23 protein-coding genes are annotated in these 24,264 nt (G+C 50.8%); 15 read left to right on the top strand and 8 right to left on the bottom strand.

Annotated features, from left to right (window positions below; all coding sequences use genetic code 11):
* Positions 1 to 90: 90 nt before the first annotated feature.
* From serC to DP091_RS06680, 3 genes are all read left to right on the top strand, one after another.
* Positions 91 to 1,179, top strand: coding sequence for a 3-phosphoserine/phosphohydroxythreonine transaminase (serC, locus tag DP091_RS06690; RefSeq protein WP_113057601.1), 1,089 nt, complete (start codon positions 91 to 93; stop codon positions 1,177 to 1,179).
* A 128-nt stretch (positions 1,180 to 1,307) separates the two neighbouring features.
* Positions 1,308 to 1,772 (top strand): tRNA (uridine(34)/cytosine(34)/5-carboxymethylaminomethyluridine(34)-2'-O)-methyltransferase TrmL, encoded by a 465-nt coding sequence (trmL, locus tag DP091_RS06685; protein ID WP_113057600.1) that lies wholly within the window; start codon positions 1,308 to 1,310, stop codon positions 1,770 to 1,772.
* A gap of 195 nt (positions 1,773 to 1,967) precedes the next feature.
* Positions 1,968 to 2,222, top strand: coding sequence for an AbrB/MazE/SpoVT family DNA-binding domain-containing protein (locus DP091_RS06680; protein ID WP_009595823.1), 255 nt, complete (start codon positions 1,968 to 1,970; stop codon positions 2,220 to 2,222).
* A 281-nt stretch (positions 2,223 to 2,503) separates the two neighbouring features.
* Here DP091_RS06680 and DP091_RS06675 read toward each other — a convergent pair whose 3' ends face one another.
* Together DP091_RS06675 and DP091_RS06670 are read right to left on the bottom strand one after the other, a co-directional pair.
* Entirely contained in the window at positions 2,504 to 3,589 is a 1,086-nt protein-coding gene (locus DP091_RS06675; RefSeq protein ID WP_113057599.1) for a phosphodiester glycosidase family protein, read from the bottom strand.
* A complete protein-coding gene (locus DP091_RS06670; protein WP_071218139.1) occupies positions 3,586 to 3,993 on the bottom strand; it encodes a hypothetical protein in 408 nt (135 codons plus the stop codon). Before DP091_RS06670 ends, DP091_RS06675 begins: the two co-directional genes overlap by 4 nt.
* Before the next feature lie 380 nt (positions 3,994 to 4,373).
* On the opposite strand from DP091_RS06670, the gene DP091_RS06665 reads away from it, so the two are divergent.
* Together DP091_RS06665 and DP091_RS06660 are read left to right on the top strand one after the other, a co-directional pair.
* Positions 4,374 to 5,030 (top strand): DNA-binding response regulator, encoded by a 657-nt coding sequence (locus DP091_RS06665; protein ID WP_076324451.1) that lies wholly within the window; start codon positions 4,374 to 4,376, stop codon positions 5,028 to 5,030.
* A gap of 109 nt (positions 5,031 to 5,139) precedes the next feature.
* Positions 5,140 to 6,354: an aminotransferase-like domain-containing protein gene (locus tag DP091_RS06660; protein WP_113057598.1), complete on the top strand. Its 1,215-nt coding sequence runs from the start codon at positions 5,140 to 5,142 to the stop codon at positions 6,352 to 6,354.
* 137 nt (positions 6,355 to 6,491) lie between these two features.
* On the opposite strand, the gene DP091_RS06655 is transcribed toward DP091_RS06660, so the two are convergent.
* Positions 6,492 to 7,268: a DUF2161 family putative PD-(D/E)XK-type phosphodiesterase gene (locus DP091_RS06655; protein ID WP_113057597.1), complete on the bottom strand. Its 777-nt coding sequence runs from the start codon at positions 7,266 to 7,268 to the stop codon at positions 6,492 to 6,494.
* 265 nt (positions 7,269 to 7,533) lie between these two features.
* Between DP091_RS06655 and DP091_RS06650 the strand changes: the two genes are divergently transcribed.
* A complete protein-coding gene (locus DP091_RS06650) occupies positions 7,534 to 9,429 on the top strand; it encodes a PrkA family serine protein kinase (protein ID WP_113057596.1) in 1,896 nt (631 codons plus the stop codon).
* A gap of 214 nt (positions 9,430 to 9,643) precedes the next feature.
* On the top strand, positions 9,644 to 10,705 hold the full coding sequence (locus DP091_RS06645; RefSeq protein WP_113057595.1) for a globin-coupled sensor protein: 1,062 nt from the start codon (positions 9,644 to 9,646) through the stop codon (positions 10,703 to 10,705).
* Positions 10,706 to 10,831: 126 nt separating this feature from the next.
* Here DP091_RS06645 and DP091_RS06640 read toward each other — a convergent pair whose 3' ends face one another.
* Positions 10,832 to 12,223 carry a SpoVR family protein gene (locus DP091_RS06640; RefSeq protein ID WP_113057594.1) on the bottom strand — a complete coding sequence of 464 codons (1,392 nt, stop codon included), beginning with the start codon at positions 12,221 to 12,223 and terminating at the stop codon, positions 10,832 to 10,834.
* Positions 12,224 to 12,496: 273 nt separating this feature from the next.
* Here DP091_RS06640 and DP091_RS06635 point away from each other — a divergent pair, with 273 nt between their 5' ends.
* Positions 12,497 to 14,293 carry a S9 family peptidase gene (locus DP091_RS06635; protein ID WP_113057593.1) on the top strand — a complete coding sequence of 599 codons (1,797 nt, stop codon included), beginning with the start codon at positions 12,497 to 12,499 and terminating at the stop codon, positions 14,291 to 14,293.
* A 65-nt stretch (positions 14,294 to 14,358) separates the two neighbouring features.
* Here DP091_RS06635 and DP091_RS06630 read toward each other — a convergent pair whose 3' ends face one another.
* Entirely contained in the window at positions 14,359 to 15,333 is a 975-nt protein-coding gene (locus DP091_RS06630; protein ID WP_113057592.1) for a cation diffusion facilitator family transporter, read from the bottom strand.
* Between the two features lie 328 nt (positions 15,334 to 15,661).
* Here DP091_RS06630 and DP091_RS06625 point away from each other — a divergent pair, with 328 nt between their 5' ends.
* The 4 genes from DP091_RS06625 (at position 15,662) to glpX (ending at position 18,532) form a co-directional block, all read left to right on the top strand.
* Positions 15,662 to 15,835: a GapA-binding peptide SR1P gene (locus DP091_RS06625; protein WP_113057591.1), complete on the top strand. Its 174-nt coding sequence runs from the start codon at positions 15,662 to 15,664 to the stop codon at positions 15,833 to 15,835.
* Between the two features lie 196 nt (positions 15,836 to 16,031).
* Entirely contained in the window at positions 16,032 to 16,694 is a 663-nt protein-coding gene (locus tag DP091_RS06620) for a helix-turn-helix transcriptional regulator (RefSeq protein ID WP_009595798.1), read from the top strand.
* A gap of 13 nt (positions 16,695 to 16,707) precedes the next feature.
* Complete coding sequence (locus tag DP091_RS06615; RefSeq protein ID WP_113057590.1) at positions 16,708 to 17,514, top strand: pyruvate, water dikinase regulatory protein; 807 nt, start codon at positions 16,708 to 16,710, stop codon at positions 17,512 to 17,514.
* A 40-nt stretch (positions 17,515 to 17,554) separates the two neighbouring features.
* On the top strand, positions 17,555 to 18,532 hold the full coding sequence (gene glpX, locus DP091_RS06610) for a class II fructose-bisphosphatase (RefSeq protein WP_113057589.1): 978 nt from the start codon (positions 17,555 to 17,557) through the stop codon (positions 18,530 to 18,532).
* A gap of 98 nt (positions 18,533 to 18,630) precedes the next feature.
* Here glpX and DP091_RS06605 read toward each other — a convergent pair whose 3' ends face one another.
* On the bottom strand, positions 18,631 to 19,134 hold the full coding sequence (locus DP091_RS06605) for a hypothetical protein (RefSeq protein WP_009595848.1): 504 nt from the start codon (positions 19,132 to 19,134) through the stop codon (positions 18,631 to 18,633).
* 240 nt (positions 19,135 to 19,374) lie between these two features.
* Positions 19,375 to 20,232, bottom strand: a complete 858-nt coding sequence (locus tag DP091_RS06600) for a DegV family protein (protein ID WP_113057588.1) — start codon at positions 20,230 to 20,232, stop codon at positions 19,375 to 19,377.
* 174 nt (positions 20,233 to 20,406) lie between these two features.
* Between DP091_RS06600 and DP091_RS06595 the strand changes: the two genes are divergently transcribed.
* Positions 20,407 to 21,297, top strand: a complete 891-nt coding sequence (locus tag DP091_RS06595) for a hypothetical protein (RefSeq protein WP_113057587.1) — start codon at positions 20,407 to 20,409, stop codon at positions 21,295 to 21,297.
* Positions 21,298 to 21,378: 81 nt separating this feature from the next.
* Here the strand turns inward: DP091_RS06595 and DP091_RS06590 are convergent, their stop codons facing one another.
* Positions 21,379 to 22,296, bottom strand: coding sequence for a molecular chaperone DnaJ (locus tag DP091_RS06590; RefSeq protein ID WP_113057586.1), 918 nt, complete (start codon positions 22,294 to 22,296; stop codon positions 21,379 to 21,381).
* 271 nt (positions 22,297 to 22,567) lie between these two features.
* On the opposite strand from DP091_RS06590, the gene DP091_RS06585 reads away from it, so the two are divergent.
* Both DP091_RS06585 and pfkB read left to right on the top strand, forming a co-directional pair.
* On the top strand, positions 22,568 to 23,317 hold the full coding sequence (locus tag DP091_RS06585) for a DeoR/GlpR family DNA-binding transcription regulator (RefSeq protein ID WP_113057585.1): 750 nt from the start codon (positions 22,568 to 22,570) through the stop codon (positions 23,315 to 23,317).
* The gene (gene pfkB / locus DP091_RS06580) at positions 23,317 to 24,228 is read left to right on the top strand and encodes a 1-phosphofructokinase (RefSeq protein ID WP_113057584.1); all 912 of its coding nucleotides are present in this window, start codon (positions 23,317 to 23,319) and stop codon (positions 24,226 to 24,228) included. The genes DP091_RS06585 and pfkB overlap by 1 nt, the downstream gene beginning before the upstream one ends.
* Positions 24,229 to 24,264 lie beyond the last annotated feature (36 nt).

The following is a 24,264-nucleotide window of genomic DNA, read 5'->3' as shown; positions in this document are numbered from 1 at the left end:
AATGTGAATAATTACACTTGAAGGTCTATGGGATTGTTGCTATGATTAGCGTTAATTAGCATTCATAGTAAAGAAAGGGTGGAGAGTCTTTTGAGCAAGAGAGCATACAATTTTAACGCAGGACCTGCTGCATTGCCGCTTGAAGTGTTGGAGCGCGCCCAGGCCGAATTCGTCAATTACGGGGATACCGGCATGTCGATTATGGAAATGTCGCATCGCGGTGCTGTGTATGAAGCCGTTCATAACGAAGCGCAGGAGCGCCTGCTGTCCCTGCTGGGGAACCCATCCGGTTATAAGGTGTTGTTCATCCAGGGCGGTGCAAGCACGCAATTTGCGATGATTCCGATGAACTTCCTGGGACAAGGTCAGGTTGCGAACTATGTCATGACGGGAAGCTGGTCTGACAAGGCGATTAAAGAAGCCAAGCTGATCGGCGAAACTCATGTGGCGGCCTCTTCCGAGGAGAGCAAGTATATGGCTCTACCTAGCCTTGAGAGCATCCAGCTGTCGGAACGTGCAGCTTATCTCCATCTTACGTCCAATGAAACGATTGAAGGCACGCAGTTTAAGGATTTCCCGGATACCGGCTCGGTGCCGCTTATCTGTGATATGTCGAGCGATATTCTCAGCCGTCCGTTCGATTTGAACCAATTCGCCATGGTTTATGCGGGTGCCCAGAAGAACTTGGGGCCGTCCGGCGTTGCGGTTGTGATCGTTAGAGAGGATATGATTACAGATTCTCCTAAACATCTGCCGACTATGCTCCGTTACAATACGTATTTGAAAAATAACTCGCTGTACAATACGCCGCCGTCATTCGGCATCTATATGATCAACGAAGTGTTGAAGTGGATTGAGGAGAAGGGCGGCCTGCAAGGCGTTCAAGAGATGAACCGCAAGAAAGCCGCACTCATCTACGATGCCATCGATCACAGCGACGGCTTCTATCGCGGCTGCGTGAATGCAGAGGCGCGTTCCGATATGAACATTACCTTCCGTCTTGCCTCCGAGGAGCTGGAGAAGGAATTCGTGAAGGCTTCGGAGCAAGCAGGCTTTGTCGGCCTGAAGGGTCATCGCAGCGTCGGCGGTTTACGGGCTTCGGTCTATAACGCCGTTCCGCACGAGAGCGTTCAGGCGCTCGTAGAATTCATGCATCAGTTTAAGAACAGTCATAGCTGATATCATATAAGATAACACCATGATAACCTTCCGCCGTTCGGCGGGAGGTTATTTCTGGATATCCCGGGAAATCGGAAAGGAATCGGTTATAATAAAAATAAAACAGAAGAAAAGGTGGACTTATCAACATGGCATTACACATCGTACTAGTCGAACCGGAAATTCCAGCCAATACGGGCAATATCGCCAGAACATGCGCCGCAACCGGCACGCATCTGCACCTGGTCCGTCCGCTCGGCTTTAATACAGATGACAAAACCTTGAAACGGGCCGGGCTGGATTATTGGTATGCCGTACATATCGAATATCATGATTCGTTTGAGGAACTGCAGGCACTCTATCCGGAAGGACGCTATTTCTACGCCACGACGAAGGCAACCAAGCGTTATATGGACATTGATTATCAAGACGGGGATTTTTTGGTGTTTGGCAAAGAAACCAAGGGATTGCCGCCGGAGCTGCTAGCCGCGAATAGCGAGCATTGTATTCGCATGCCGATGACCGATAAGGTGCGTTCTTTGAATTTATCCAACTCTGCAGCGATTATGGTATATGAAGCACTGCGTCAATTGGATTTCCCGGGTATGGAATAAGTTTTGCAAAACTTTGAGTTTATTGTGGAATATCATCCAGTATACCTAGTTGATATTGAAAAAAACTAAGAAATTCTTAATTTCCAGCAGGATTCGACAACTTTTTATCGAACTATTATACTAGGCCCTTGTTATCAGTTCTGAACTGTGGTGTCAGAAATCACTTGTTGAAAATGAAAGAGGTGTACAATCGTTATGAAACCTGCTGGTGTTGTTCGTAAAGTGGATCAGCTGGGAAGAATCGTTCTGCCTAAGTCTCTACGCAAGAGATATCAAATGAACGAGGGGGATCCCGTAGAAATTCTTGTACAGGGGGACCATATCATATTGGAGCGCTATCGTCCGAAATGCGTCTTCTGTGGTTCTATGGACGGAGTAAGCGAGTTTAAAGAGCGCTATATCTGTTCACAATGCATGTCCGAAATGCAACAGCTTCCGAAACATGCCTAGGACCCTAAATGAATCACCTTTTGCGCATCGCTAATGAGCGGTGCCTTTTTTGTCCTCCAAAAAAATAAAACTCCCCCGGTATACGAGGGAGACGCCTTACAGGCCTTTGGTTTTATCATCATTGTATGCCGCGGTCCAAATGCCAACCATGTAAAGGGCGAATACGAGCATGACGATCCAAAATGTTAATGAGAACGACATTCTTGCCACCTCCTGCTAAGCTAACCTTATTATAACCACCTTGAGCCAAAAAATAAACGAGAATATGAGGGCCGATTCTATCATTTGAAAAATAAGAAGTGCGTAGGTACCGGACGCAGACTTCCGTCCGATGGTTTGTTCACGACGCGGCCGTTTAGGATTAGGGATGCGGACCCGCCGCCATCCAGATTATACGCATCGATCACGCCCAGCTTTTTAAGTTTGTTTTGCAGCTCTTGCAGCGTGGCGCCCGATTTGCCCTTCTCATCATATCCTTCGGTAACCAGGATGAGCAGCTGATCGTCCTTGTAGTTGCCGATGACGGTACGCGGTGCCCGGCCGGGGGTCGTTCTCCATTTCTCGGGAATTGTCGTTTTGCTGCCGTTTTGGAGCAGCACGGGGACAAAGGTAGCGCCGAACATGGGATCGAGCCGGTCAAGCTCGCTCTGGCTGTAGAACTTGCCACCGATCAGTTTGCCGGATTTGCTCATGCCGACAAAGGCAAGATCCTTAAAGCTCGGTTGAAACCCCGAGACGTATTTGCCATCATAATAGGTCGTGCTCAGTGGATGTCTGCCCCCGTTCCCGTCAGCGTATCCACCGGCATTAATTCCCGCGACCGCACCATGCCGGCTTACGGCGCGCATGGTGGTTTCGACGGACCCGGGTCTGCCGCTTTCGCTGCCAAGCGACATCTTCATCGCGGAAGGATCCTTCAGTTTGACCTTCATCGCATAGCCGTGATAGGTGCCCGGATTGATCTTGTACAACTCGATTCGAATCCGGTCACTGTTGACCGTTTCAATAGGGACACCCAATTTGGTGGTGATCCGTCGATTATAGATTTGCTCCGGGCGCGCGGCTTGCGATTCCGCTGTTTGCAGAATGGTTCCCACTGTGGCGGTCGTCTGCCGATAGAGCTTGGCCGTTTTTTCAATGGAGGAGATCGTCTGTTCCGCAGAGACGGCGGCTTGGTCCAATTCCTGTTTGATCACGGCTGATTGTGCCGATATGCTGCCGGGTGGTATGTACTCGGCGGTGTCGTGCGACAGACGCGGCGGTTCCGTGATTAACCACATACACAGCAGCATTCCGATAAAAGGTGCAATGGCCAGCATAAACGTACGGTTTAACTGCTTGGGACGGATATACTTCAGTTTTCTCACTTCAGCAGCTCCATCTTGCGTTCCAGCTCTTTCAGCTGCTTCTCAACTTGGCTTAGTTGACTGTACAGCTTGTTGCTGTTGTCCGTTTTGCCGCTAGCCTGATCCTTGGTAAAGGTCAGCAGCTCATTAAACGACTGAACCTTGCTCTGCATTTCGTCCATTTCCTGAACCAGCTCGTTAAACCTTTGGTCGTACTCTGCTTTGAATGACGCCATTTCCTGGCGCGTATCCTGCTGCAGCTGCACCACAACTTGCTCCTTCAAGTGATTGCTATATAGGTAGGCTGCGGTGGTACCCAGCCCGATGAGAACAATCCAAAATACCCAGAACCATTTGGTGGATGGCCCCTTTTGCTGCACTTCCTCACGGGATTTATAGGGGGTATTGTGTTCCTGCTCCAACATTGGCATTTCATCACCCCTCAAAAACTATCATTTTTTCCAAATTTCATTCTAACATGTCAGAATTACTTTCGCAAAGACGAACCAATAGCACTTGTTTTTATGAAAAATAGATTGCCTAGAAAGATAGAGTGGGATACAATCTGTATAGATTTGATTATCAAATAGGATACATATAAGACATTCGCCATGCATACCGTCAAAGGCCCTGCGCCTATAGGATTAATTAACCTAATTTCTATACGTATAATTGCTCTAATTGCGTCTATCCATATCTGCAAACAACGAAGATTCGAAATACCGGATACGTAAGGAATTGACGGCGCTTACTTAATAGAGATACTAGAGATTCAAGTTTGTTGATACAGGAGGTCTATTAGAAAATGAATCAGGTTTGGCGGGTAGTTATCGTTGGCAGTCAACCTACAAGCATGCTGGGAACAAAATTGATTTTGGAAGAGCAGCAGGATCTGCTCGTTGAGGGAATGACATCCTCGGATTCAGAAGGGCTTCGAATGGTCGGGGATTTGCTTCCTGACTTGGTACTATTGGATTATCATTTGTCGGAACATACCTCGGAAGCCGTATTGGAGCAGATGAAGCAGCTGTCCCCGAAGACCCATGTCGTCATTATGACCGACAATGATGGCCTGCCTTTGCTGCAATCCTTGATCAGCCGCGGGGCAAGCGGCCTATTGTCCAAGCAGGCATCCACATTTCAGCTCATACATATGATTACCGGACTCCGGGAAGGCGTTGCCTCGCTGCCGCTCGACTGGGTAAGGCAAGGCATCTGGCCGTTAACGGCCTCTGCAATGAACGAGGGCGGACTCCAGCTCTCCGAGACGGAGGCTTTTATAATGGAACGGATTGTCCAGGGCATTACATACGACAAAATCGCCATGGAAATTCAGGTGAGCCGCCGCTCGATTGACAATTACCTTCGTAAAATCTATGTGAAACTCGGGGTATCCACCCGTGCACAGGCGATCGAGAAGTATGCGCTGTATACCCGTCAAGGCAGGCAAATATATGCCTAAGGCAGGATTAAGGTATAATATATACATATCAGGAATACCTTTTAGAGGTTGTTAAGAGGCTCCTGAATACAAAACCGAGGTTTTGATAACGGTTAGAGGAGGGACTTCCATGCAGTATTCCTTTGCTTCCCGTGCACAGACCCTTTTGTCATCCCCGCTGCGCGATATCAGGGAACTTGCGAAGCGGGATTCTTTTATTTCCTTGGCAGAAGAGCTGCCGGCCGAAGAGTTATTTCCTTTGCATTCACTGGCAGAAGCGGCGACCTCGGTGCTCTCCGAGGACCCGCTCGCCTTGCAGTACGGTGAGGCCGAAGGCTATGGACCGCTGCGCGAGTGGCTGAGCGAGGACTTTTCCCGCCGTAAAGGCTTGAGCGTCCAGCCGCAGCATATTCTGCTGACCACGGGCACGCAGCAGGCCATCGATTTGCTGGTCAGGGTGTATGTGGACCCGGGCGATCCGGTGCTGGTGGAGAACCCAACCTCACCGGGACTGCTTCAGGTGCTGCGTCTCCAAGGTGCCGTCATCGTGCCTGTGGAGGGAGATCAAGACGGGATGCTGCCGGAGCACCTGGAGGCCATGATCCGGCAGCATAAGCCGAAGCTGCTTATGGCTGCGCCCAATTTTACCAATCCGACAGGCGTGATGTGGAGCTTGGAGCGGCGTCAGCAGGTGCTGGAGCTGTGTGTCTCGCATGGCCTTCTTATCGTGGAGGATGATTCTTACGGCGATCTTTATTTTGCGGATGCCAAGAATCCGAAGCCTCGAATTCCTTCCATCTTCTCACTTGAAGAACCGCAGGGAGGACATGTTCTGTATGTGGGCTCCTTCAGTAAGACGGTAGCGCCGGCGCTGCGTACGGGATGGGCTGCCGGGAACCGCCGCTTGATTGAGATGATGACGGCCGTGAAGCAGATGGCCGACTGGCAATCCAGCATGCTGAACCAGCGGATGCTGCACCATCTGCTGGAATCGAAGCATTTCAAGCTGGAGGACCATATCGGCATGCTTAATCGGGAATACGCAACGAGGCTTAAGCTGATGGTGGAGCTGCTGAAACGCAGCGCGTGGAAGGATTCGAAGTATGCGGTGCCTCCCGGGGGGATGTTTCTCTGGGTACAGCTGCCTCCGGGCTTGAATGGGGATGCGCTCTTAAGAGCCGCTCTATTAAAAGGGGCCGCTTTCCTGCCAGGCTCGATGTGCTCGGCGGCAGATCGTACCCGTGAGTGTATCCGGCTGAATTTTACGCATCCGGGGCGGGATGAGCTGCTGCTCGGCATGAATCTCATCAGCGAAGCCGTGATGGATTTTACAGCCCGGAATTAGACATGGAAGGTTTCTTTATGCGAATCGTGTATAACATAGCAAAGCTGCTGATTGAGCCTGATTTCAGGTTCGGAATAGAATCAGCAGCTTTTTTTCATGGACGAATATATACTTGTTCAAGGGTCTGCATCCGGAGTTTATGATTTCAATACGGGAGCATAATCTGCCAGAGCCTGTAGACCGGCCGGTGTCAGCACGTAGCGTCCGCGGCTTACCCGACGGAACCAGCCGTAGTAATTGCGCTGCAGAATGTCAGCCGCCGATCCTACGCCGCTCCGATCCCGCACGGCCGCGGGAGAAATACCGGGCAGCACCGCCGGGGCACGTCCTTTTTGAAGCTCATGCTCCTCCTGCAGTTCGCGCGAGCTTCGCTGCTCTACTTCCGCCGCATTCATGGCAGCAGCAACGCGCAGCGTCTTCTCGCGGTAAGCGGTAACCAGCTTCGCTCTCGTCACTCCGCCGGTGTTGTAATCGCCGCTGCGCTCCCGAAATTCATACAATAGGCGCTCTTTGCGCCTGATGGCGGTCCGTCCCTTCTGTACGGCTATCTCCGGCTCACAGAGCACCTCGACGAAGGGCGCTTTGGTTTTGTAGAAGGTGACCGTAATGAGTCCTAGTCCCAAACGTCCGCAGAGCCCCGTCAGCTCCGCCCAGCGCTGATTGACGGCTCCTTTCTTCGCCCGGCTCTTCTCGACGGCAAGGTAAACGTACGGAGTCAGCTTTAACCGCTCGATGCCCTGAAGCAGAAGGGCCAGATTGAAGGTTTTTTTCAGCTCCACGATCAGCGGTTCATCGGCGCCCTCTTTCATGCCGACAAGGTCGCAATTGCGTACTTCGCCCTTCACTTCATAACCGTTTAGTTCAAAAAAGGCCTTCAGGGGAGCGTACAGCTCGGCTTCATGCTTTATCGCCATGATGACTCTCCTTTATTCGAAAGATGCTTTAATGTCAAGTTAATGTAATTTCAGTATAGCATGGGCACGGCTCGCATGGCGTACCCGAGTGTAGAATGGACCGGTGGTTAGATAAAATTGCATGCGCATGACTTCGAAAATAAGGTCAACTATTCCAAGCAAGTCGCATAGGTATGTAATACACTTTTTCGAAAATGGAATGTTTTCTAATGACGCTGTGGAATGGAAGCCAATCCCCATAAACAGACTCATAGGAGGTAGCGAAATGGATATTTTCGAACGCATAGCATCGTATCGGGCAGAAGGCGACCGTTTGGCGTGGAGCGGCACATTCAGGGAATACATTGAAATACTTAAGAAGGATCCCTCTCCAGCCATGACGGCACATGCCCGTGTATATGACATGATCGAATCCTACGGTTACGAAGAGAGCGGGGGCCAGAAAAAATATAAGTTTTTTGAACAGGAAATCTTCGGTCTCGACCGAGCTGTTGAGAAACTCGTTGAGGAATATTTCCATTCCGCGGCCCGCAGGCTGGATGTGCGCAAACGCATACTGCTGCTTATGGGGCCTGTCAGCGGCGGGAAATCCACGCTGGTCACGCTGCTGAAGCGTGGCCTGGAGAAGCATTCCCGTACCGATCGGGGAGCCGTATATGCGATCGCCGGCTGCCCGATGCAGGAAGAGCCCCTGCATCTGATTCCGCTGGAGCTCAGACCGGAAATCGAGAAGGAGCTTGGCGTCCGAATCGAGGGCAACTTGTGCCCGGCCTGCCAGCTTCGCCTCAAGACCGAATACGGCGGAGATATCGAACAGGTGGAAGTCGAGCGGGTATTAATCTCCGAGGAGAACCGCGTCGGCATCGGTACATTCAGTCCGTCCGATCCCAAGTCGCAGGACATTGCCGATTTAACCGGCAGCATCGATTTCTCCACGATCACGGAATACGGCTCGGAATCGGATCCGCGGGCCTATCGTTTTGACGGCGAGTTAAACAAGGCGAACCGCGGTTTGATGGAATTCCAGGAGATGCTGAAATGCGACGAAAAATTTCTGTGGAATTTGCTCTCCCTGACCCAGGAGGGGAACTTTAAAGCCGGCCGGTTTGCGCTGATTAGCGCGGATGAGCTGATCGTGGCTCACACTAACGAATCCGAGTACAAAGCATTTATCGCCAATAAGAAAAACGAGGCGCTGCAATCCCGGATGATTGTTATGCCGATTCCGTATAACCTACGAGTCAGCGACGAGGAGAAAATCTACTCGAAGCTGATCGGCCAAAGCGATATGAAGCATATCCACATTGCGCCGCACGCGCTTCGTTCTGCCGCGATATTCTCCGTCTTGACGCGTTTGAAGGAAACGAAGAAGCAGGGCATGGATCTGATCAAGAAGATGCGCATGTACGACGGGGTGGAAGTCGAAGGGTATAAAGAAGCGGACCTGAAAGAGATGCAGAATGAATATCTGGAAGAAGGCATGTCCGGGATTGATCCGCGGTATGTCATTAACCGGATATCCAGTGCTTTGATTAAGCAGGATCTTCAGTGCATTAACGCGCTGGATATGCTGCGGGCGATTAAGGATGGGCTGGATCAGCATGCCTCGATTGCCAAGGAGGAGCGGGAGCGCTATCTGAATTTTATTGCCGCCGCACGCAAGGAGTATGATGATCTGGCGAAGAAGGAAGTCCAGAAGGCTTTTGTGTATTCCTTCGAGGAGTCTGCCAAGACGCTGTTTGAGAACTATTTGGATAATATCGAAGCTTTCTGCAACTGGACCAAAATCCGCGATCCGTTAACCGATGAGGAGATGGATCCGGACGAAAGACTGATGCGTTCGATCGAGGAGCAGATCGGCGTATCGGAAAACGCAAAGAAGGCTTTCCGGGAAGAGATCATGATTCGCATCTCGGCTTATTCCCGAAAGGGCAAAAAGTTCGAATATCACAATCATGAGCGCCTGCGCGAGGCGATTGAGAAGAAGCTGTTCACCGACCTGAAGGATATCGTCAAGATTACAACCTCGACGAAAACGCCGGATGCCGTGCAGTTAAAACGGATCAACGAGGTTAGCTCCAGACTGATCGACGAGCATGGGTATTGCCCGGTATGCGCGAACGAGCTGCTGCGTTATGTGGGCAGTCTGTTGAACCGGTAATATCGGATAGAAAAATGGGATGCCATGAGAAGCCACCTGTGAAGTTAGGGTGGTTTCTCATGCTTTTGGGATGAATTGGCCCGGTTGTGCAGTGCAAATATACATACAATTGGGACTTTAGCATTATGTTTGTATGGTAAATATAGTCTATAATGGACCCTAAGTACTTGAACCTGTGATATGGATCACGCTATTTAGGAGTGGAGTTATCGAAATGATTGATGTTTCCCCGAAAAGACGCCAACAGTTGGAGTATATCGGATTGGATGAACAAGGGCTGGATCTGCTGGCCAATCATCGCGACGTGTTTGCGAAGGTGGTTGAGGAGGTCGTTAACCGATTTTACGCGCAGATCGGGACGCAGCCGCACTTGATGCAGATTATCGAGCGTACCTCGACCGTGGAACGGCTTAAGGAGACCCAGCGGGTATATTGGATGTCCCTTGCGGCAGGAAGAGTGGATGATGCCTATATTTCCGAACGGATTAAGATCGGACAAGTTCACTCCAGAATCGGCCTGAAAACCGATTATTACCTTGGAAGTTACATGGTTTACCTGGATATCGCCACTGATTTACTGAAGCAAATCGTACCGGATCAGTGGATCCAAGTGGTGCATGCGCTGAGCAAGATGTTTAATTTGGACTCTCAGCTCGTTCTGGAAGCTTACGAAATGAAAGAGAAAGAGAAAATCAACAATTTGGTCTCGGATCAACAAAGAATGTTGGAAGCGATTACAAATGCGATTCAAGAATTGACGGCCATGATCGTGGAGCTGGATCAAAGCGCGGCGTTAATGGCAGACAATGCCATCAAAACAGCGGAAGCACAGGATAAAGCGCATACGCTGACTTCCGAGCTGGGCGAAGAAATTCTGCATATTGAGCAGATGGGAAGTTTGATCAGGGAAATCTCGGACCAGAGCCACTTGCTCGGTCTGAATGCGGCGATTGAGGCTGCTCATGCCGGAGAGTTAGGCAGAGGCTTCGAGGTGGTTGCCGGGGAAGTCCGAAAGCTGGCCACCCATTCCAAGAAGGCGATGGATGAGATTCAGGACAAGGTCAGCGGCATTATCCGCAAGCTGGGGCTTGTGGAAAAGGAATCAGAAAAAACATCCTTGAACGCACGGAATCAAGCTGCAAGCTCGCAGGAATTGGCCGCTTTTGTAAAAATGATGGAAAAGCTTGCCGATGATCTGGAATCGCTTCAGCATGATTATGATGTTCAGAAGCACGATGTCCAAGAGGGAGCCGTATCCGAGAAGGTAAGCGTATAACCGGGATCACGGCAGCGAACGGATTACTAAACGATCTATTAAATAGCAGCACCCGCGCATGGAGAATCCTCCAGCGCGGGTGCTGCTGCTCTATGGCGCCATCATGTCCTTCAAGCGCTTGCGTTGTTAAATAAATCGCCGATGGAGCTTCTTGCCGTCGTAGGAGAACAGGATCGGTTTGCCCTCGATCATGCTGTGCAGATGCACGGGTTTGCCCCAGAGCCGGTAAACATAGGGGATGGTGCGTTCCATATACTTCAAGTCAAGCTCAATACCCTCGTACAGATGCTTGATCATCAGCTCACCGGAGCGAAGATGATCGCCATCGGTTACCACGAGAAACGGCGAGCCGCCGTTTACGCGGGAGACGACCAGCTGGTCGCGGATATTTTCCCACGCCTTGTCGGTGATTTTCCACTCCGGCCCTTTTTTCTCGAAGACATAGAGGTCCAGATCCTCCACGAGTTCCTTCGTTAAATAATTGCGCAGGAAGGAAATATCGGAGTCGTATTCGCGTACATCAAACATCTTCTCCCGGTCCCAGCGGCGTTCTATATCCTCGAAGATTTTCAGACCCAGGTAGTAGGGGTTCAGGCTGTGGCGCGACGGCTGCACGACCGAGGCGTTGAGCTTGGCGAATTCCACCGTTTCCTCGCTGGTCAGGTCCATCTCCCGCAGAATGCGCTGATGCCAGTACGAAGCCCAGCCCTCGTTCATGATTTTGGTTTCCATCTGCGGCCAGAAGTACAGCATCTCCTCGCGCAGCATACTCATAATGTCCCGCTGCCAATCCTCCAGAATGTCGGAGTGCTCCTGAATGAACCACATGATGTCTTTCTCCGGCTCGGGCGGGAAGCGTTTGGGTGCTGCCGGTGATTTATGGGCTTTGTCTTCGCCGTCTTCATCCATATCCCACAGATCATCGTACCGGCCGGGAGGCTTCTGCCGCTTGGCTTCCTCCTTACGCTCCAGCACCCGCCGTGCATTGTACCGCTGCTTATCGAGTTTATCCGGCCTTACGATATGCGGGTCGACATGCTCTTGAATCGCCAGTACAGCGTCGATAAACTGCTCCACTGCCTCCGTGCCGTGCTCAATCTCATAACGGGAGATGCGTTCGGCAGTAGCCGACATGCTCTCAACCATATTACGGTTGGAGACGGAGAAACGGGCGTTGTTTTTAAAGAAATCGCAGTGTGCAAGGACATGGGCCACAATGAGTTTATTTTGAATCAGGGAGTTGCCGTCCAGAAGAAACGCATAACATGGATTGGAGTTGATCACGAGCTCGTAGATTTTGCTAAGGCCGAAGTCGTACTGCATTTTCATTTTATTGAAGGTTTTTCCGAAGCTCCAGTGGCTGAACCGGGTAGGCATGCCGTATGCGCCGAAGGTATATATGATGTCTGCCGGGCAGATCTCATATCGCATAGGGTAAAAATCAAGGCCAAAGCCTGTAGCGATCTCGGTAATCTCCGCAATGGAACGTTCCAGTTCCGCGATCTCGTCTTGGTGCACGAGAATCCCCCCTTCGTCATTAAAAACATGGTTCTTATCATTTATATGGAATCTTGCTGCAGATATGCGGGCTGACGAGGGGATGCCGGGAATATGTACGGGCTTCTGCGAAAAAAGAGTCCCGTCTCGTTCCACAGACGTAGCGAGCTGCCAGACCATGTAACGATGCCCCTCGGAAAGCTTTGCGTTATAATGGGATTAATCCAGCGGTTTGGAAGGCTTCTCCATTTATTAACCGATGGATAATAAGATTGAGGTCAGGGAGGCAAATGAATGATCGAATTTCCTAAACCCGATGTGGAGCAATTTTTTCAAACTTATGGCATTCGTACCTTTGGAATCAGCGCAGACGAGTCACGGCTCGTGTTCAGCAGCAGCCTGAACGGAAAGTTCAATTTATGGGCCATGGAGTTAAAAGGGGAGACGTCCTACCCTTATCCGCTTACATACAATGACCAGATCGCAAGCTTTATCAAGCTGGACCCGGAAGGGCGACATATCTTAACAGCATTTGACCGTGACGGGAATGAGAACTATCAGTTTCATGCGCTGCGCTGGAACGGCGGCGAGCCGATGCCTTTGTTCGAAGGGGCCGATGCGGATGACAAACATTATTTCGTGCATCTGTCGGAGGATGGCAAGCGATTGTATTACGTCACATCGAAGGGGAATCCGTCCTTCCTGAATTCGCGCGTATATCATCTGGACACCAAGGAGGATCATTTGCTGCATGAAGGCGAGGTGACGTCGACCGAAATGTGTGCCGTGAGCCCCGACGAGAAAACCATCGCGTATACGAAAATGTATGCCAACACCTACTATGTCAGTTACGTGAAGCGTGAAGGCGGCGAGCCGCTCTGCTTGACGCCTTCCCCTGATCAGGTTCACATCTCAGGCGATGTGCTGTTTGCCAGCAATGACCAGGTCATTTTCGCAACGGATTACGAATCGGAATTTTCATATGTAGCCACTTACGACATTCCTCAGCAGAAGTTTGAACCGCTGTGCCGCATCGACAGGGAGAGCATCCAGCTCTTACGCTACCATAAGGATTCGCGGACTCTCTATATCGTCACGGAAAAAGGGGTGGAGGATCGACTGTATGCCTATTCGCTCGACAGCGGTGCGTTAACCGCCATTCCTCTTCCATCGGATATCGTGGAGCAGTTGAACGTGACAAAGTCCGGCAATCTGTACCTGCTTGCCCGCGGCGCCGTGAAGCCGCTTAACATTTACCGTTACGCCGGCGGCGCATGGAGTTTGATCACGAAGAACGTTCTGACAGGATTAACCGACGAGGACATGGTGACGCCGGAGGTTGTGACGTATCCCTCTTTTGACGGCACGGAGATCGAAGCGCTCCTGTTCCGAGCCAAAGACCGTGTGGCGAACGGTTATACGGTTTTTTGGCCGCATGGCGGCCCGCAAGCCTCGGAACGCAAGCAGTTCCGTTCCATGTTCCAGTATATTCTGGCCAAAGGGTATCACATCTTCTGTCCGAACTTCCGGGGAAGCACGGGTTACGGCAGCTCCTTCGTGAAATTGGTGGAGCAGGATTGGGGCGAGGGACCGCGCAAGGACTGCTTGGCAGGCATGGATTGGCTGTTTGAGCAAGGCATTTCGAGCCGTGAGAAGCTCTTCGTGATGGGCGGAAGCTACGGCGGTTATATGACTCTGCTGCTGGCAGGACGTAATCCGGAGTATTTCAAAGCGGCCATTGATATCGTCGGGGTCAGCAACCTGTTTACTTTCTACAACTCGGTACCCGAGCACTGGAAGCCGATTATGGAGCGCTGGATAGGCGATCCGGAACGGGATAAAGAACGCTTTATCAAAGATTCGCCGATTACGTACCTGGATGATATGGTGAACCCGATGCTGATCATCCAAGGGGCTAACGATCCGCGTGTCGTCAAAGAGGAATCTGACCAAATCGTCGAAGCCTTGAGGGCGAAAGGCCGTGACGTGGAGTATCTCGTGTTCGATGACGAGGGGCATGGCATTACGAAGAAGGCCAACGAAAAAATCGCTTATGCGCGGATGGTCGAATTCCTGAAGCGCAATCAGTAAGAGGCCGTTTGAAAAAAGAGGCGTACCCGAGGTCCATTCGGACTCTGAGGTGCGCCTCTTCCCTTTTAGTTATCTATAGTCTCGCTCGGATTCCAGAGCTTGATTCCATCGTCCTCCAGGATGCCCAAGGTCACATCCGAAATGTTCGGATCCTGGGTCAGCAGGGCGTTGATTCTCATTTTGGAATGGCCGGCCTCGGCCAGGGTCATCCCTTTCTTCAGTTCAATGTAGGCCTCCACATGATAGTTGCGGCCTTCCTGCAGGATGCGAAGACGATTGATGTCGCGGACATCCGGATCGCCGAGAATGATCTGGGAGATCTTCTCTTCCACTTCATTCGGAGCGGCGACCCCGATTAAGCCGACCATATTGTCATATCCGACCTTAAAGGCAACGCCCACCATCAGACAGCCGATCAGGATCGTGGCGATTCCGTCCAGGATGAGGAAATTGAAGAAATGCGCGAACACAATGGCGATCAGCGCGAAGAGGGCGCCAAGCGTAGCCACGATGTCTTCATAGAACACAAGCCGTGTAGGCGGGGCAGCGCGGCCGGCATTTTTGAATGCGGCGGGCAGCAGGGCAAATCCGGATGCTTGAACACGGGTTTCCTTCATAATCTCTTTCATGGCTTTCATCAGGATGGAGCCATCAATGATAACGGCAATGACCAGCACAATGAAATTAAGCCAGAAATTCGTGGCTTCTTCCGGATGCTTTAACAGCTTGAAGCCTTTCAGTATCGTTTCGTAGGCCATGATGGTGACCACGATCACTGCGACCATGCAGACCAGATTAATGACCCTGCCGAATCCGGTGGGGAACTTCTTGGTCGGCTTCCGCTCGGCCAGCACGCTGCCTACGAATACAAACCCTTGGTTTACGGCATCGGCCACCGAGTGCATGGCGGATGCAAACATCGTACCGCTGCCGCTAACGGACGCCGCAATGCCCTTGATTATGGCCAATCCCGTGTTGCCCAGCGCCGCAATGGCGGATGAGGTGTTTCCTTTCTTAATAAGCTGCCATGTGTTCTTCAATCCAAACCCTCCGTCTATTTTGTCGATTTCGATTTAAATCCGAAGTATATATTATCATATCATGCCAAATTAAGGGTATCCCCTATCCTCACGTGAAACATGATGTCATACATATTACTTAACATGTTTTTTGTTACATTAATCATTATTTACTCATATCTTCATTTCTTACCCAATACATTAAGAATATAGTGGAAAATAAAGGGATGTATGTAGTGAACACAGTTGGTAAGTGGTCTTTAGCAGGATGTGGAGAATCGAGTTACCGCTTGATGACAAAGCGTAAACTGCCTTGCAGCAAAGTGAAAAAACATAAGGAGGAAATGTTATGAAAGCGTTAACAAGTCCAGAGGCAGCGAAAAGCAAGGCGAATGAGGATTGGGGCCTGATTATATGCTCCAGGTGTGATGAAATGGTGGACACGATTCCAACCGACGGAGTGAAGATCATTTATGGATATTGCGGAAAAGGGGAATGCAAAGGCACAGACCCTCAAAATTAATCGATGATCGTTAGAGGAATGTAAACAAAGCATGCTTTTTTGGGAGGAAACTTCCAGAAAGCATGCTTTTTTAATGGATTTATAAGCTTTTTTAATGGGTATTAAAAAAATGATTGATACCTAATTATGCATTTTTTAGACGAAAATATGTTGCATATATATTATATATGACGTATTATATCGGCAAGTAGAGGAAATGCACGCAGGAGGGATCACTATCGAACTGACGACAAGGCAGCAGGATATCGTCGATATCGTAAAAAAACATGCACCCATTACAGGAGATCAGATTGCGGAGATGCTGAATGTCAGCCGAGCCACCCTTCGTACCGATTTATCCAAACTGGTGGTTCTGGATTATATTGATGCCAAGCCAAAGGTGGGGTACTTTCTGGGAAAGCGGGGAACGCGCGACCGGGAGGAGAAGTTCCGCCTTCTCAAAATGAAGGTAGGCGATCTGCACGGTGTTCCGGTTATAGTGCGTGAGACCACGACGATTCATGAAGCCGTTGTATCCTTGTTTCTGGAGAACGTGGGGAATCTGATCGTTACCGATGCCGATGGTCATCTGGCCGGGATTGTCTCCCGCAAGGATCTGCTAAAGGTAACGCTTGGCAACCCGACGGCATCCTCCATGCCGGTAAGCCTGATCATGACCCGCCGGGCTAACGTGACAACCGTGCAGCCGGAAGATACGGTGCTGGATGCCGCCCGGAAAATCATCAACCATCAAATTGATAGCCTGCCGGTTGTCGTTCCGTCCACTACGGGGAATCCGGGGGAACACTGGAAGGTTGTCGGTCGGATCACAAAAACGAATATTATCAAAATGCTGCTCGACATGGTAGCCGAGGAATAATGGGAGGAATCGGATGAATCAGGCATTAACTCATTTCATAGCAATCTGTTCGGACTCCATCGGGGAGACGGCTGAAGCGGTCGTGCAAGCTACCCTGCGTCAATTCGAGCTTCCGAATACAGAGATTAAACGTTATATGAACGTTCGCGACGAGGATGAATTGACCGAATTGATGGAGGAGGTGGCGCGGCGCGGAGGCTTTGTTGCCTACACGCTTGTGCAGCCGGAGCTTCGCGAGGTCATACGGGAGGAAGCCGTGCGGCTCAATATTCGTACGGTGGATATTATGGGGCCGATGATGCAGGCCTTTGCCGATACGTTCAACGACTATCCCAAACGGCTGCCGGGGCTGCTCCATCGCCTGGACGACAGCTATTTCCGGAGGGTCGACGCGATGGAATTCGCTGTCCAATATGACGATGGCAAGGACGTCAGCGCTATTTTGAAGGCAGACATCATATTGCTGGGCGTATCTCGAATCTCCAAGACGCCGCTATCGATGTTCCTCGCTCATAAAGGCTACAAAACGGTCAATTTCCCGATCGTTCCGGAGATGTCGCCGCCGTCGCAGCTCCAAGAAGTCTCGAACGGGACGATTATCGGGCTTACGATCGAGCCGGAGCATCTTCTCAAAATCCGCAGCGAGCGCTTAAAGGTCATGGGATTGCCGCATCAGGTGCAGTATGCAGCCCTTGAGCGGATACAAGAGGAACTGGATTATGCCCTGTCGCTGTATGCGGAGCTTGGATGCCCCGTCATTGATGTTACCGATAAGGCGATAGAGGAATCCGCAGGACTGATTATGAATTATCTGAAATAAGGTGCGTCGGTAAGGAAAAAGCTGAAGGAGGGATTCATTCATGGAGAGTTCATTAGCATTGGAGCTTGTAAGAGTGACGGAGGAAGCGGCGCTGCAATCCGCCCGGTGGACAGGAAGAGGGGACAAGAACAGTGCTGATGAAGCCGCGACGGTTGCCATGCGCAAGCATTTTGATTCCGCAGCGATGGATGGTGTCGTTGTCATAGGGGAAGGCGAGATGGATGAAGCGCCCATGCTGTATATTGGAGAGCGCGTAGGGAACCGCAAAGGTCCGAAGATGGACGTGGCGGTGGATCCGCTCGAAGGAACGGAAACGGTGGCCAGCGGGCTGAACAACGCGTTATCCGTTATCGCGGCAGCTCCCCGAGGTACCCTTCTGCATGCGCCCGATATCTATATGCATAAGCTCGCGGTTGGACCCGAGCTTGCGGGCAAGCTGAGTTTGAATGATCCGATTGAGGTCACCCTTCGAAAAGCATCGGAGATCTTATCCAAGCCGTTGTCGGAGATGACGGTCTCCATTCTCGATCGCGAGCGACACAGCGCGATGATCAAGGCTTTGCGAGAGTCCGGGGTAAGAATCAAGCTGCTGAGCCATGGGGATGTCATGGGAGCGATCGAGACCTGCACGGACAGTGAGGTCGATCTCTATGTGGGCTCAGGAGGAGCTCCGGAAGGCGTTCTCGCTGCCGCTGCTTTGAAATGCCTGGGCGGAGAAATCCAGGGACGGCTCATACCCGAGACACCGGAGGATTTCATCAGATGCCAGGACATGGGGTTGAAGCATCCCGAGCAGCTGCTGACAATGGAGGATATGGTAGGCCGCGAAGGCGTATTATTCGTGGCTACGGGCGTGACGGCTGGCGATTTCCTGCGCGGCGTGAAGTTTATGCCGGGTCAGCGGGCCGAAACGCATTCCGTCATGATGTACTCCGGCACTAGAACCGTCCGTTATATCCGAAGCGTTCATCATCTGTTTCAAAGCAGTGAGACTTTAGCTGCGGCTGCATCGTCTTAATGCATACGCAGGGTATCCATAATATAAAGGCACTCCAAAGGTTAGCGAACCTTCGGAGTGCCTTTATGCGTTGTTAACGGTTTGGCGCTGTCGGATGCTTAACCGTGTCTCTTCCGTCCGAGCATCAGCCAAGCTCCGCCAAGCACAAGCAGCACGGCGATGACCGGCTGCACGACAGACAGGTAATTCAGTACGGGTCCGATTGAGAATACCACGAAGAACAGCAGCGATAATACGGTCAGAATGTTAATCGGGATGAGCAGCCACTTGTTACGCGATCCGAACCAGTAGAACTCGAACAGTCCTGCCGCAACGGCCAGGATAAAGCCGGGCCACATGGAACCCCACGAGTCAAACAAGGAAGCGATTTGGCTGACAATTCCGGCTGTGAGCAGAATGCCGCCGGGTATCAACAGCCCAATACCCTGTCGCCCAACCAGCGAGAAGTACATCCAGTGGAAAAACAGGCCTAACGGGATCACGAACAGGGTAGGCCAGAATGTGGCGAAGATGGAACCGGCGCCTACTGTCCCGCCTTGGTTTAAGAGCAAGTATGCGCCGAGCAGGATGAGCAGCGGTGCCAAGATTGTACGTTTCGTCATACAAACTTCGTTCCTTTCCTTTTGTAGATTGATTAATCCAAGAATACCATGCAATGGATGGGGATGTCCTCGGTCCTACGGGGAATGTTTCACCTAGACTTTAGTCTAGGATGGCGTGTTTTGCCAATAAGAAGCCCGTTTTATAAGGTCACAAGCGCCCGGCTGGCAAGCCAGAATAAAGAAAAGACAGTCTGCAGCATAGCGTTTCATAGCAGGACTGTCTTTTCCGATTGAAGGATATTATGAAGGCTTCTTGGTATACATGAGTCCGACGGTTTGAGGACCGCAGTGGCTGCATATAACGCAGCCCGCCGTAGAAATGCTAACCTGCCGTGCGCCTGTTTTCTCCTGCAGTTGCTTCTGTAGGAAGCGGGCTTCCTCCTCGGCCATGGTATGTACAACAACGATCAGATCATTGTCCATCCTATCCACTTGAGCCAGCGCATTCTGGATCATCTGATCCAGAGCCTTCTCTTTTTTGCCGCGTACCTTGTAAGCGGGGATCATGCCGCCGTCCACGACTTTGATAACCGGGCGGATTTTCAGCAGGCTGCCGATGATGTTTTGCATGCCGGAACAGCGTCCGCCTTTATGCAAGTAATCCAGCGTATCGACAACGAATTCGCACTCCACTTCATTTACGGTGCGGCTTAACAGCTCCACAATTTGCGGTATGGTTGATCCTTCATTGGCTGCGTGAACAGCCTTCATGACAAGCAGGCCGATACCGGAGGATAGATTGCGCGAATCAAACACGGTAACCCGGCCCTCGGGCAGCTCACCTGCAGCGATCAACGCATTTTGATAGGTGGAAGAAAGCTCTGATGAAATGCTAAGGAACAGGATATCCTCGCCTTGCTCAATGGATGGCGTGAAGGCCGCGATAAAGTCGGACGGAGAGGGTGCCGCTGTTTTGGGCAGGCTGCCGATCTGATCGACTTTGGCGTATAACTGTTCCGGCGTGATGTCGACTCCGTCGCGCAAGGATTGTTCTCCAAAAACGACGTAGAGCGGAACGATGCCGATATTATATTCTTCTATCCATGAAGGTGGTAAGTCGCAAGTACTGTCAGCAAAAATTCTAATTTTACCAGACATGAACATCTCCCTTTATCAACTAATTGAATCTTGTACTACTAGAATACCTTGTTTGATTAGAAAAGGGAATGCTCTTGTCGTTTTGGGTCGAGAGCTGTGAGCATACTCCAAAAAAGGCGGTGATAGTGCAACATATTCCATAAGTTTTCCGTTAATTCTAATGGAGGTGGTTTTATGGCTAAGCGTAAGCATTTGAGCAAAATGATCGCATTAACGACCGCTGCCATGCTGCTGATGGCAATCACGGCATGCGGAGGTGAAAACCCAACTTCTCAGCCGCCGGCTAATCCGAATCCCATAGTGGATGATGTGAAGGAACCGGCTGAACCCGTCGAAGAGCCGAAGATCGAGATCAAGCAGGGAACCGGTACCTATGTAGGTCAAATCGATAACAATTCCATTGAAATTGAAACAGCAGACGGTCCTACCGCGTTCCGGCTGGACGAAGGTATGGACCAAGTCATATCCAAACTACAGGGAGACGAGTCCGTCTCGTATGAGTATTGGGAGCAGCCCATTGAGGGTGGAGAAGAATTGAAACAGCTGATCCTCACCAAGCTGACGGTGGAAGAGGAAGGCGGAGGCAAAGGTTCGGAGAACGCGCAGCTGCCTGCAACCAAAGATTTTGAGCTTGAGCTGGAGGGCATGAAAGAGACCAAAACAGCTAAACTGGCCGAGGGCGACGGCTACGCGCTGTATATTTTTGATATCTTTTCCTTTGATGCAAAGACAAACATGCTAACCATGAATGTGGATCAAGATTATTATGTCGAGATTACGAAGCTGCCTTCGGATTATAACGGGGATGAACTCAGGCTGGAAGCGAAGAAAGAGCTTGCCGAGGCCGGTAAGGTTCGCGAAGCTGGCGACAATGAGAAGCAGAAGGGCATGGAGGATGCATCCGTATATATGATAAGCGAAGGTGAGAGCCTGACCAAGATGTACATTGTGGATGAGATTGACGGACAGGGTTATATCTTCCGCGTCAATAACCCCCACCGCGAACCCTCCGAAGGATTTGCTACGCATGCTTTTACGTCTTTGAACTCGATTATGAATCGATGATCCTCGCAAAAACAGCCTCTGCTGATTGGCCATAAGGCTAAGCAGCGAGGCTGTTTTGTTATTCATATCGGATGAATGCATTCATTGTTGCTTGGACGTCTCCAAATATTGCTTAATAAAGCGCAGTGCATTAGCGTCACGTTCCGTGCCTTCACGAATGCCCGCAAACATTTCCTTCTTAAGGACAGGCAGTTGTTCGCCAAGCGGGCTGCCCATAATATCCACGGCATACACATGCTCCGAACCGTCTTCCTCATTTTTTCCCTTTACCAGCATCTCCGGCGTGAGCAGTTCCTTCAGCTCGCCTTCAACCTCCGCTTCGAGGGGGCGCACCATCCCTTGATTGCCAACCCAATCAAAGGCGGTCTGATCCATAATGTACAGGTCCGGGCGCTCTGTGGACAGTACAAGCAGTGCCTTTTGCAGCATGGCTGCATCCTGCGGATTGTTGGAATCCAGAGGCGGTACATAGTTAATGTTAACGGTTACGCGTTTCCAATCGGGGAATTGCGCCAGAATCGCATCCTCGATTGGTTTGAGGTCCTGTCCACCATCCTGATTCATATAAGATCCGAGGAACATGACTTCCAGATCAACCGGGGGCAGATTGGCCAACCGTTCTTTCTCGGCCTGATGGTTGAAAATACTGATCACGATATAAATGAGGACGCCGACTAGAGCGATACCGCCGAGCACATGGAATTTATAATAACGGAAGAAATGATCGGTTTTCTCCGCTGTCCCGGCAAACCTTTTAAATTTGCCGTACCGTTTCCGATTCATCTCTTCCAAAGCTTTACGGTTCTCTTCTTCAAGGATGAATTTATAGGCTTTGGTGATGTCGGCAAACTCGGCTTCGATCTCCTCCGCCCGGTCCGGCTCCCGCCTTTGATGTGAGCGGGTTTGGCGCATGAGCAGCGTGTACCGGTCGTCTAGCTGTTCCTTGGTTGCATCCTCCGGCAGACCCATTCGCTCATAGGCTTCTTTCAATTGGTCCATTCATGTCACCTCTTCTATACTGTGAGAGTTTCCTATTTACCAGTATATAGCGTAGAGGCGGCAGGTTACAAACGTTTATGTGATGTTTCGACGCTTGCCGGCTTGATAAAGGGTAAACTGTCATGAACAAGCAAGGAGGGGCGAATGGTAATTAAGCAATATGGTAAATGATGTATAGTTTTCCTGAATGGTTATGAACGATTTTGAAAGTTTTAGATTGTTTTTTAGACCGGTTATGGTATAGTATAGGCTTTGAGGGGGAATTCACATTATGCTGACGGAAGAAAGATACCGAATCATATTAGAGCGCTTGCAAGAACGTGGCGTCGTGAAGCTGCAGGAATTGGTTGAACTCCTTGAAGCTTCGGAATCAACGGTACGGCGTGATTTGATCGACCTTGAAGAACGTCAATTATTAAAGCGCATTCATGGCGGAGCTGCGTTGCCAAGCCCTAAGATACAGGAACCCGGAATTGAGGAAAAAACGTTCAAAAACATTCAACAGAAAAAGGTTGTCGCCCGTTTAGCAGCAGAACAGGTGGAGGATGGAGAAAGCATTTACCTCGATGCGGGAACCACCACGCTGGCGATGATACCGTTCATCGAAGCGAAGGACGTCACGGTCGTAACGAACGGTTTATCCCATATCGAAGCGCTGGTAAGCAAACGAATCAAGAGCTATCTACTGGGCGGCATGATGAAAATTCATACTAAAGCCGTCATCGGAAGCATTGCGCTTCAAAATATGGACAACTTCCGCTTTGACCGCTGCTTTCTCGGCACGAACGGTGTGGATGTAGAGATGGGCTATACCACGCCCGATCCGGAAGAAGCCTTGATTAAGCGGCGAGCCCACCAGCTCTCCGCCTCCAGTTATGTTCTTGCGGATTCAAGCAAAATAGGTGAGGTTTCTTTCGCCAAATTGCTGGATCTGAACGAAGCGACGCTGATTACGGAGACCTTGCCGGAATCCTGGAAGAAAGCCATTTCACAGAAAACCAAAATAATTGAGGGATCATGATGATATATACGGTAACACTGAACCCTTCTATCGATTACATCGTGGAAGTTGAGCATATCGAGCTTGGCGGTTTGAACAGAATGACCCGGGACATGAAGTTTCCGGGCGGAAAAGGAATTAATGTATCACGGGTGTTGAACCAGCTTGGAGCTGATAATACGGCCATCGGTTTCCTGGGCGGATTCACCGGTCGTTATATAGACGAGATGCTGGGCAAGGAAGGAATCCGCACCGATTTCGTGAATATCGCGGACGATACCCGCATCAACGTCAAACTTAAGCATGGCGACGAGACCGAGATTAACGGCCTGGGTCCTGACATCCGCGAGGAAGAAACGAAAGAACTGCTTCATAAGCTGTCACAGCTTCAAGCAGGGGACATCGTTGTGTTGTCCGGCAGCGTTCCGCCTTCGCTGGGGCCTGACTTTTATGGCCTTCTTATCGAAGCGTGCCGGAAGTGCGGCGCCGAATTCGTGATGGACACCACCGGAGAGGCGCTGATGAAGGCTTTGGCCTGGAAGCCGCTCCTCGTAAAGCCGAATCATCACGAACTGGCCGAACTATTCGGCGTTGTTATCGATTCAAGCGAAAAGCTTGTGGAGTACGGCCGAAGGCTGCTCGAGGAAGGAGCGCAGCATGTTCTTATCTCCATGGCCGGCGAAGGGGCGCTGTTCATCACGCCCGATCGGGTATATCACGCGAGCGTACCGTCAGGTACAGTTCGTAATTCCGTCGGGGCCGGCGATTCGATGATTGCCGGATTCGTCGGTACGCTTGCGATGGGCAAGGATCCGATCGAGGCATTCCGGACAGGGGTCGCCTCGGGTAGCGCGACGGCGTTCTCGGACGATTTGGCTGTGCGGGAAACGATTGATCGGCTTCTTCCGCAGGTTAGGATCACGGAGCGGTAAGCCGCTCTACATCGAATCACGCGGTTATGATGTGGC

The organism is Paenibacillus sp. MDMC362, assembly GCF_003269305.1.
In the GTDB taxonomy this organism is placed as follows: Bacteria; Bacillota; Bacilli; order Paenibacillales; family Paenibacillaceae; genus Paenibacillus_AQ.
Note: the sequence above shows the minus strand (reverse complement) of the source record. Positions and strands in the feature narration are given on the sequence as shown.

Excerpts from the sequence above, each read along its gene's own strand:
- trmL (WP_113057600.1), top strand. The coding sequence starts at position 1,308 with ATGGCATTACACATCGTACTAGTCGAACCGGAAATTCCAGCCAATACG.
- DP091_RS06680 (WP_009595823.1), top strand. The coding sequence starts at position 1,968 with ATGAAACCTGCTGGTGTTGTTCGTAAAGTGGATCAGCTGGGAAGAATC.
- DP091_RS06670 (WP_071218139.1), bottom strand. The coding sequence starts at position 3,993 with ATGTTGGAGCAGGAACACAATACCCCCTATAAATCCCGTGAGGAAGTG.
- DP091_RS06665 (WP_076324451.1), top strand. The coding sequence starts at position 4,374 with ATGAATCAGGTTTGGCGGGTAGTTATCGTTGGCAGTCAACCTACAAGC.
- DP091_RS06660 (WP_113057598.1), top strand. The coding sequence starts at position 5,140 with ATGCAGTATTCCTTTGCTTCCCGTGCACAGACCCTTTTGTCATCCCCG.
- DP091_RS06655 (WP_113057597.1), bottom strand. The coding sequence starts at position 7,268 with ATGGCGATAAAGCATGAAGCCGAGCTGTACGCTCCCCTGAAGGCCTTT.
- DP091_RS06650 (WP_113057596.1), top strand. The coding sequence starts at position 7,534 with ATGGATATTTTCGAACGCATAGCATCGTATCGGGCAGAAGGCGACCGT.
- DP091_RS06645 (WP_113057595.1), top strand. The coding sequence starts at position 9,644 with ATGATTGATGTTTCCCCGAAAAGACGCCAACAGTTGGAGTATATCGGA.
- DP091_RS06635 (WP_113057593.1), top strand. The coding sequence starts at position 12,497 with ATGATCGAATTTCCTAAACCCGATGTGGAGCAATTTTTTCAAACTTAT.
- DP091_RS06625 (WP_113057591.1), top strand. The coding sequence starts at position 15,662 with ATGAAAGCGTTAACAAGTCCAGAGGCAGCGAAAAGCAAGGCGAATGAG.
- DP091_RS06620 (WP_009595798.1), top strand. The coding sequence starts at position 16,032 with ATGCACGCAGGAGGGATCACTATCGAACTGACGACAAGGCAGCAGGAT.
- DP091_RS06615 (WP_113057590.1), top strand. The coding sequence starts at position 16,708 with ATGAATCAGGCATTAACTCATTTCATAGCAATCTGTTCGGACTCCATC.
- glpX (WP_113057589.1), top strand. The coding sequence starts at position 17,555 with ATGGAGAGTTCATTAGCATTGGAGCTTGTAAGAGTGACGGAGGAAGCG.
- DP091_RS06605 (WP_009595848.1), bottom strand. The coding sequence starts at position 19,134 with ATGACGAAACGTACAATCTTGGCACCGCTGCTCATCCTGCTCGGCGCA.
- DP091_RS06600 (WP_113057588.1), bottom strand. The coding sequence starts at position 20,232 with ATGTCTGGTAAAATTAGAATTTTTGCTGACAGTACTTGCGACTTACCA.
- DP091_RS06595 (WP_113057587.1), top strand. The coding sequence starts at position 20,407 with ATGGCTAAGCGTAAGCATTTGAGCAAAATGATCGCATTAACGACCGCT.
- DP091_RS06590 (WP_113057586.1), bottom strand. The coding sequence starts at position 22,296 with ATGGACCAATTGAAAGAAGCCTATGAGCGAATGGGTCTGCCGGAGGAT.
- DP091_RS06585 (WP_113057585.1), top strand. The coding sequence starts at position 22,568 with ATGCTGACGGAAGAAAGATACCGAATCATATTAGAGCGCTTGCAAGAA.
- pfkB (WP_113057584.1), top strand. The coding sequence starts at position 23,317 with ATGATATATACGGTAACACTGAACCCTTCTATCGATTACATCGTGGAA.